Raw genomic sequence first — 8,492 nt, 5'->3', positions numbered from 1 at the left:
AAATAGCCTCAAGAATAGTAAGAAGTAGTCGCTACATAATATTTAAGCTTTGCAGTAGCTACGCATATAAAAATGATTTTTATGAGATTGTAGCAAATATTCACAAGTTAGAATGAAATTCTTTTATTATTGTTCTTTGATAAGTTCAAAAAGTAAAATTTTATACTATAGGTGAAATCTATTCTTCTTTAATGTAAATATCTGTAATTTATGAAAATTTTATTCATATAACAATTATACTAAGATTTCTTATAAATATTTTTCAGTTTAATTTTTGGTTGGTGAATAATTCAGGATAATTATACATTAACTATAAAAATTTATAGTTCTACAGACAGTTTACAATATTGCTGTAGAGCTAATCATAGTAAAATATTATTTCAGTCCTTGCTTTCTTCTAACAATTTCATTAACCTTTGCAATCATAATATCTATTGCTACTTTATTGTATCCACCTTCAGGTATAATTATATCTGCATATCTCTTTGTAGGTTCAACAAATTGTAGATGCATTGGTCTAACCACATTAATGTATTGATCAATAACAGAGTCTAATGTCCTTCCTCTCTCTTTTATATCTCTCTTAATTCTTCTTATTATTCTAACATCAGCATCTGTGTCTACAAATATCTTAATATCTAACATATTTCTAATTTCTGGCTCAACTAAAATCATAATACCTTCTAAAACTATTATGTCTCTTGGTTCAACCCTGACAGTTTCTTTTTTTCTTGTATGATTTGAAAAATCATATATAGGCTTGTCTATTGCCTCTCCCATTGACAACTTTTTTAGGTGTTCAAGTAACAAGGCTGTATCAAAGGCATCTGGATGATCATAATTAGTTTTTATTCTTTCCTCAAATGAAAGATGGCTTTGATCTTTGTAATAATTATCCTGTTCTATAACTGCAATGCTCTCTTCTGGGAGACTATTATAAATCTCCTGTGCTACCGTACTTTTACCAGAACCTGTTCCTCCTGCAATACCAATAATTATAGGTCTACTCATTTCAATCCCCTTTCTCTTTTACCAACATATCGTATGGCTTTAATTCTTTTTCTGACTTTATTTTATATATCATCTGTGGATGAGGTGCAACTTCTATTTCTTGTCCTTCCTCGTTCCACATATTATCTATAGTTAATTCAAAATTTGATCCCTTTGAAGTTAATATTTCAACCTTTTCTCCTTTAAATACTCTATTTCTTTGCTCTATTGTTGCCATTTTTGTCTCTTTATCATAATCTAAAACAAGCCCTACTATATCGTGGGTTCTTATATAAGATGAACTATCATATATTTGTTTTTGTGGTTTTCCAAAATAAAAACCAGTTGAAAATTCTCTATGGCTGGATTTAGATACATCCTCAAGCCATTTTGGATTAAATTTGTAATTATCTCCTAAATCATTATAAGAATCTATCGCCTCCCTGTAGGCTTTAACAACTGACGCAACATAATAGGAACTCTTCATACGTCCCTCAATCTTGAAACTTGATATACCTGCTCTAATTAGCTCAGGTATGTATTCTATCATACATAGATCTTGAGAATTCATAATATATGTTCCTCTTTCATCCTCAAAGACAGGAAAATATTGTCCAGGTCTTTTTTCTTCAACTAAATAATATTTGTATCTACACGGATGAGCACACATACCTCTATTTGAATCTCTATTGGTCATATAATTTGACAAAAGACATCTACCTGAATAGGATATACACATAGCACCGTGTACAAACGCTTCAAGTTCTAAATCTTTTGGGACTTTATCCCTAATTTCTCTTATTTCATCAAGTGTTAATTCTCTTGCTAATACAACTCTACTTGCTCCTAATTTATACCAAGCTTCTGCTGATTTATAATTAGTATTATTGGCCTGTGTACTTATGTGAACTTCTAAGTCTGGTGCAACCTCTTTTACAATTGAAAAAATACCTAAATCTGATACAATCACAGCATCAACATTTATCTCCCTTAATGCTTTTATATACGCAGGAAGTCCAATTAAATCATTATTATGAGGGAATATGTTTATTGTAACATACACCTTTTTACCTAAATTATGTGCAAATTCAATTCCTTCCTTCATTTCCTCAATTGTAAAGTTATCTGCCATAGCTCTTAGGCTAAAATTTTCCCCACCTATATAAACTGCATCTGCTCCATAAACAAATGCTGTCTTCAACTTTTCTAAATTACCAGCTGGTGCTAATAATTCTACCCTCTTCATTATAATTCCTCCTTTATTTTGGTGCTCAAGGCCACCCCGTCTCCAACAGGAAGAACAACTGTTTCAAATGTTGATGAATCAGATATTTCCTTAAGATACTTACGCATCCTTTTTACAATTGTTATTTTTCTCCTTATGAGCAGTTCATTTGAACAAACCATACCTCTAAATAAAACGTTATCAGCAAATACAATTCCATTTAATTTTAAAAGTCTATTTATTTTATTAAGCATTTCACTATAATGTCCCTTTGCTCCATCAATAAATATCATATCATATTTACCATCTAATTTATCTAAAACCTCAAGGGCATCTCCCTTAATTATTTTTATTTTTTCTTCTGCCTTTGCCCTTTTTATATTTTCTAAGGCAGTATTATACATATTTTCATCTCTTTCAATTGTTACAATTTCACAATCACTTCCTGCAGCATCAGCCATTAAAAGTGCTGAATACCCAATTGCAGTTCCAACCTCAAGAATTCTTTTAATATTATTTGCCTTAATTATAACCTTTAGAAATTGTGCTACTTCCTTGTGAACAATCGGAACATTATTTTCCTCGGCATACAATCTTAACTCATTTAATAATTCATTATTCTCAGTTATTAAACCCCTTATATAATCTTCAACATAATCGTGAACTATTTTACTCATAATCTCCTCCAACTAAATAGAAGATAATCATTTATTACTGTGCTTTTTTCTTAAGAACTCTTCATAGGATTTGGTGAAAAAATGACTACCATCCCTTTTACTTTCATCAACTAAAAAATATAAATAGTCAACATTCGCTGGATTTAAAGCTGCTTCTATTGAAGCTAAACCAGGGTTACATATAGGTCCAATTGGTAAACCCTTTATAATATAAGTATTATATGGTGAATTTATCTTTAAATCATCAAAGGATAGTTTTTCTTTTGTTCTTCCTAAAGCATATTGAACTGTTGCACAGGATTCTAATTTTATATCCTTTTCAAGTCTGTTATAAAAAACTGCTGCTATAATTGGTCTTTCTTCCTTAACCTTTGCTTCTCTTTCAACAATTGAAGCTAATTTAATTACATCATCTAATGTCATATTTTCTTTTTTTATTTTTCCTTTTATTTTCTTTTTATAAACATCATCAAATCTTTTTAACATAATATTTATAATTTCATAATTAGACATTCCTTTTTTTATTTCGTATGTATCAGGGAAAAGATATCCTTCAAGTCTTGAAGGTCTATCTTTGATCCCATCTAAAAATTCATAATTAAAACTGCCATTTTGAGCTTCTTCTAAAAAAGAATCAATATCTTTTATTATCTCTAAGCTTTTTAATTTTTCTGCTATTTGTTTTACCGTAAATCCCTCAGGAACTGTTACCATAATAATATTTTTATCAGTTTCACCGTTATTTATCATATTAAATATTTTCTTTAAAGACATAGTTTGATTGAATTCATATGGTCCTACATTAAGTTTCAAGTTATTTAGCTTAAAATAGTATTTAGCAACAAGATAACTTCTAACTAACCCCTTCTTTTTTAAACTCTTTGCAACAAAGTCTATATCCGCCTTCGTTCCAATTCTGAAATCTACTCCCTTATTATTTGTCTTAGACATTGGAACATTTATCACATAGTATATACTTCCCAGAACAACTGCCATAATCAAAAGAAACACAATGAAAATCTTTTTACTTTTACCCATAAACCCAAAAACCTCCTATTGCTTTTTTCTTGCAGCTTCCCTCTTTCTCATTGTTGAATCTAATATTTTTTTCCTCATTCTAATACTTTTTGGTGTAACTTCAATAAGTTCATCAGATGAAATAAGTTCTATACATTTTTCCAACGTAAGCTCCATTGGTGGAGATAATTTTAAGGCTTCATCAGAACCTGCTGCTCTCATATTTGTTACGTGCTTCTTTTTACATACATTAACATCTATATCCTCATTTCTTGAACACATACCAACTATCATACCTTGATATACTGGTGTACCAGGTGTAATAAATAACGTACCTCTCTCCTGTGCATTGTACAATCCATAAGTTACAGCTTCACCTGTCTCAAAAGCAACAAGCATTCCTCTACTTCTCTCTTGTATATCCCCCTTATATGGTTCATAGCCATTAAATACGTGATTCATTATTCCATTACCCTTAGTATCTGTTAAGAATTCATTTCTATATCCTATTAATCCTCTTGCTGGTATTTTAAACTCTAACCTTACATATCCATTAATTGCTGATGTCATATTAACCATTTCTGCTTTTCTTGTACCTAATTTTTCCATTACCGCCCCCATAAATTCTTCAGGAACATCTATTGTTAAGTATTCAATTGGTTCGTGTAAAACTCCATCTATCTCCTTATATATTACCTGTGGCTTTGATACTTGGAACTCATATCCTTCACGTCTCATTGTTTCTATCAAAATAGATAAATGCAGTTCCCCTCTTCCTGAAACTTCAACGGCATCCGGTGAATCTGTTTCTTTTACCCTTAGTGCAACATTTGTTTCAAGTTCCTTAAATAGTCTGTCCCTTAAATGTCTTGTTGTTACATATTCTCCCTCTTTACCTGCAAATGGGCTGTCATTAACACAAAATGTCATAGATAATGTAGGTTCATCAATCTCAACAAAGGGTAGTGCTTCAACATTTTCAATATCTGATACTGTTTCTCCAATATTTATATCACTTATTCCTGCAACTGCGACTATATCACCTACAACGCCTTCCTCTATCTCTTCCCTCTTTAGTCCATTAAATGTATATAATGTAACAACCTTTGCATTTCTAACTAAACCATCCTTACCCACTACAGCAACCTGTTGATTTTTCCTTATTCTACCTCTATAAACTTTACCTATTCCTATTCTTCCAACATACTCATTTGAATCTATCGTAGTTACAAGCATCTGTAATGGAAGATTAATATCTCCCTCTGGAGAAGGTATATTGTCAACTAAAGTTTCAAATAGTGGCTTTAAATTATTTGATTCTTCATCAAGTGAATATTTTGCAATTCCTTCTTTTGCAGAACAATAAACTACAGGAAACTCTAATTGTTCATCATCTGCACCAAGTTCGATAAATAAATCTAAAACTTCATCAACAACCTCTAAAGTTCTTGCATCAGGCCTGTCTATCTTATTAACTACAACTATAGGCTTTAGTTTCAATTCAAGTGCCTTTCTTAAAACAAATCTTGTCTGAGGCATAACCCCTTCAAAGGCATCAACAAGTAACAGTACTCCATCTACCATCTTTAAAACTCTCTCTACTTCTCCTCCAAAATCAGCGTGCCCAGGAGTATCAACAATGTTTATCTTTATGTCATTGTAATATACTGAAGTGTTTTTAGCAAGAATTGTAATGCCTCTTTCACGTTCTAAATCATTAGAATCCATTACTCTCTCTTCTACCTTTTCGTTGCTTCTAAAGATTCCGCTTTGTTTTAACATTGCATCCACAAGTGTAGTCTTTCCGTGGTCTACGTGTGCGATTATTGCTACATTTCTTATGTTTAAATTGTTCATCTATGTCCCTCCATAACAAAAAAATAAATAGGATATCATAACGATATCCTATATAATAATCATATTTATTTTACGAAAAATGAATATGATTGTCAACGTGTGTGTTTTTTTGTCAAAACTTCAATTGCAGTAGCAAGTATAACTCCTAATATACCAGCTGAAACAAATTCTCCAAAACCAATTGTACCAACTGTTGCTATGTATGGAGTATTTGACATTTTACTTACCCAAATTGGTATAATTAATGCATTTAAAAGAATTGGTGGTAAAACACCTATATATTTATTAGGTGCCTTTGATGTTAAATAAGCTGCTGCTAAAGTCGTTAAACTTCCAAAAACTATATCTATTAACCCAAATCCGCCAAAAATATTAGATAGCATACAACCTATAAAAAGCCCAGGTATTGCTGATGTTTCAAATAAAGGCAAAATTGTTAGTGCCTCAGATACCCTAAATTGTATAGGCCCAAATGAAAAATTTGCAAAGGGTAGTGTTAACACAACATAGAGTGCTGCAATAAGCCCTGCCTTAACATAATATATAGTTGGCTTTTTCATAAAAGACCCCCATTCTATATGTTATTAAAATCAATATCTACAGCTTCACCTAATATTTTAATTATATCCTGCCACATTATAGAAAATCTTCTCTCGGCTTCTAAGTATTCTCTAATCACTGAATTGTGCTGAATAATTCCATATAGATTATTTATAGCTTCCATTTCTTCTTTTGTTATTTGAATTCCCTGTAGTTGCTTAGAATAAACTTCAAATTCCTTTTTTCTTAAGTCTTCAATTATTTTCTTGTTTTCTTCATTTTCTTTAATCTTCTTCATCATTTTTTTGTATTCAATTACTTCTGGTGAATTTTTTAGTAATCTTGCAAGCTCGTGTGCCTTATCATAGATATTCATCATAATCCCCCCTACAATTTATATTTCCATAATTATTGGAAGAATCATTGGATTACGTTTTGTTTTTTCATATAAGTATGTTTTCAATTCATCCTTTATATTTGATTTAATTGTAGCCCAATCCTTTATTTGATTCATTACACAATTATCTAATACCTTCTTAACAATCTTCTTTGATTCTTCTATTAGATCCTCTGACTCTCTAACATATACAAATCCTCTTGAGATTATATCTGGTCCTGCTATTACTTTACCAGTTTCTTTTTCAATTGTAACAACTACAGTTAAAATACCATCTTGTGAAAGATGTTTTCTATCTCTTAAAACTATATTACCTACGTCACCAACTCCAAGGCCATCTACTAAAACCTGTCCTGCAGTAACATTTCCATTTATTTTAGCACCATCGTGTGTTATTTCTAATACCTGACCTATATCTGCTATAAATATATTATCTTCATCCATACCAAGTTTTTGTGCTAAAAGTGAATGCTGTTTTAAATGTCTATATTCACCGTGAACTGGCATAAAATATTTAGGTTTAACAAGAGTATGTATCAATTTAAGTTCCTCTTGGCAAGCGTGTCCTGATACGTGAATATCCGCCAACGATTCGTATACCACATTTGCACCCTTCTTAAATAGCTGATTTATAACTCTTGATATAAACTTTTCATTACCTGGAATAGGTGTTGCAGAAATTATTACTAAATCTCCTCTTTGTATTTCAACCTTTTTATGCTCTGATACAGACATTCTTGCTAATGCAGACATTGGTTCCCCTTGACTGCCTGTTGTTATTATAACAATTTTATGATCTGGGTATTTATTTATATCATCAATACTTATAAATAAATCCTCTGGAATTCTTAAATACCCAAGATTTGAAGCAACCTCAACAATATTTTCTATACTTCTTCCTGAAATAGCAACCTTTCTTTTGTACTTCATTGCTGCATCAATTATTTGCTGTATTCTGTGAATATTTGATGCAAAGGTTGCAACAATAATTCTTCCTCTTGTTTCATTAAATATCTTTTGGAAAGTTTCTCCAACTGTTCTTTCTGACATTGTATAGCCTGGTCTTTCTACGTTTGTACTATCTGCAAGAAGTAAAATTACTCCCTGTCTACCTAATTCTGCTAACCTTGCAAAATCCATAACTACACCATCAATTGGAGTGTAATCTACTTTAAAGTCACCAGTATGTAATATTGTTCCTAATGGCGTATGTATAGCAAGAGAACAAGAATCTGCAATACTATGGCTGTTCTTAATAAATTCCACGCTTAAATCATTAAAGGTAATAACATCATTATGTTTTACAACCTTTAATGTGCAATCACTTAAAAGCCCGTGCTCCTTAAGTTTTGTTTCAACAATACCAAGAGTCAAACGAGTCCCATAAACAGGTACATTTAACTGTTTTAAAACATATGGTAACGCTCCAATGTGATCTTCGTGTCCGTGGGTTAAAACTATCCCCTTTACCTTATTTTTATTTTTTAATAGATAGGATATGTCTGGAATAACTATGTCTATACCAAACATCTCCTCCTCTGGGAACATCATACCGCAGTCAATAACAATAATTTCATTTTTGTATTCTACAACGGTCATATTCTTACCGATTTCATTTACTCCACCAAGTGGAATTACCTTCACTTTTTCTTTTCTTATCAAATACTTTCCCTCCTTTTTATTTTTAGCCGAACATTACCAATACTGCTATTATACTGTATATTAACTTAATTAATCAACTCAAATATGTTATTCTTTTTTTATTTTTTACATTTTGTAAAAAAGAATA

At 31.1% G+C, this 8,492-nt stretch carries 8 protein-coding genes; all 8 read right to left on the bottom strand.

Annotated elements, in window-relative coordinates; genetic code table 11:
- Window positions 1–375: 375 nt before the first annotated feature.
- The 8 genes from udk to BUB63_RS04280 all read right to left on the bottom strand — a co-directional run bounded on the left by udk (window position 376) and on the right by BUB63_RS04280 (window position 8,362).
- Window positions 376–1,011: a uridine kinase gene (udk, locus tag BUB63_RS04315; protein ID WP_027308303.1), complete on the bottom strand. Its 636-nt coding sequence runs from the start codon at window positions 1,009–1,011 to the stop codon at window positions 376–378.
- A 1-nt stretch (window position 1,012) separates the two neighbouring features.
- Window positions 1,013–2,236: a peptidase U32 family protein gene (locus tag BUB63_RS04310; RefSeq protein WP_073248069.1), complete on the bottom strand. Its 1,224-nt coding sequence runs from the start codon at window positions 2,234–2,236 to the stop codon at window positions 1,013–1,015.
- Window positions 2,236–2,892: an O-methyltransferase gene (locus BUB63_RS04305; RefSeq protein ID WP_027308305.1), complete on the bottom strand. Its 657-nt coding sequence runs from the start codon at window positions 2,890–2,892 to the stop codon at window positions 2,236–2,238. Before BUB63_RS04305 ends, BUB63_RS04310 begins: the two co-directional genes overlap by 1 nt.
- Window positions 2,893–2,919: 27 nt before the next feature.
- Window positions 2,920–3,930 carry an endolytic transglycosylase MltG gene (gene mltG, locus BUB63_RS04300; RefSeq protein ID WP_073248068.1) on the bottom strand — a complete coding sequence of 337 codons (1,011 nt, stop codon included), beginning with the start codon at window positions 3,928–3,930 and terminating at the stop codon, window positions 2,920–2,922.
- Window positions 3,931–3,945: 15 nt separating this feature from the next.
- Window positions 3,946–5,766: a translational GTPase TypA gene (gene typA / locus BUB63_RS04295; protein ID WP_073248067.1), complete on the bottom strand. Its 1,821-nt coding sequence runs from the start codon at window positions 5,764–5,766 to the stop codon at window positions 3,946–3,948.
- 92 nt (window positions 5,767–5,858) lie between these two features.
- Complete coding sequence (locus BUB63_RS04290; protein ID WP_027308307.1) at window positions 5,859–6,326, bottom strand: QueT transporter family protein; 468 nt, start codon at window positions 6,324–6,326, stop codon at window positions 5,859–5,861.
- 14 nt (window positions 6,327–6,340) lie between these two features.
- Complete coding sequence (locus BUB63_RS04285; protein WP_073248066.1) at window positions 6,341–6,682, bottom strand: YlbF family regulator; 342 nt, start codon at window positions 6,680–6,682, stop codon at window positions 6,341–6,343.
- 18 nt (window positions 6,683–6,700) lie between these two features.
- Window positions 6,701–8,362, bottom strand: a complete 1,662-nt coding sequence (locus tag BUB63_RS04280) for a ribonuclease J (RefSeq protein ID WP_073248071.1) — start codon at window positions 8,360–8,362, stop codon at window positions 6,701–6,703.
- Window positions 8,363–8,492: the final 130 nt, after the last annotated feature.

This window comes from Caloramator proteoclasticus DSM 10124, assembly GCF_900129265.1.
Lineage (GTDB): Bacteria > Bacillota > Clostridia > Clostridiales > Caloramatoraceae > Thermobrachium > Thermobrachium proteoclasticum.
The sequence above is the reverse complement of the archived record's forward strand: the minus strand, read 5'-3'. Positions and strand labels throughout refer to the sequence as shown.

Excerpts from the sequence above, each read along its gene's own strand:
- udk (WP_027308303.1), bottom strand. The coding sequence starts at position 1,011 with ATGAGTAGACCTATAATTATTGGTATTGCAGGAGGAACAGGTTCTGGT.
- BUB63_RS04310 (WP_073248069.1), bottom strand. The coding sequence starts at position 2,236 with ATGAAGAGGGTAGAATTATTAGCACCAGCTGGTAATTTAGAAAAGTTG.
- BUB63_RS04305 (WP_027308305.1), bottom strand. The coding sequence starts at position 2,892 with ATGAGTAAAATAGTTCACGATTATGTTGAAGATTATATAAGGGGTTTA.
- mltG (WP_073248068.1), bottom strand. The coding sequence starts at position 3,930 with ATGGGTAAAAGTAAAAAGATTTTCATTGTGTTTCTTTTGATTATGGCA.
- typA (WP_073248067.1), bottom strand. The coding sequence starts at position 5,766 with ATGAACAATTTAAACATAAGAAATGTAGCAATAATCGCACACGTAGAC.
- BUB63_RS04290 (WP_027308307.1), bottom strand. The coding sequence starts at position 6,326 with ATGAAAAAGCCAACTATATATTATGTTAAGGCAGGGCTTATTGCAGCA.
- BUB63_RS04285 (WP_073248066.1), bottom strand. The coding sequence starts at position 6,682 with ATGAATATCTATGATAAGGCACACGAGCTTGCAAGATTACTAAAAAAT.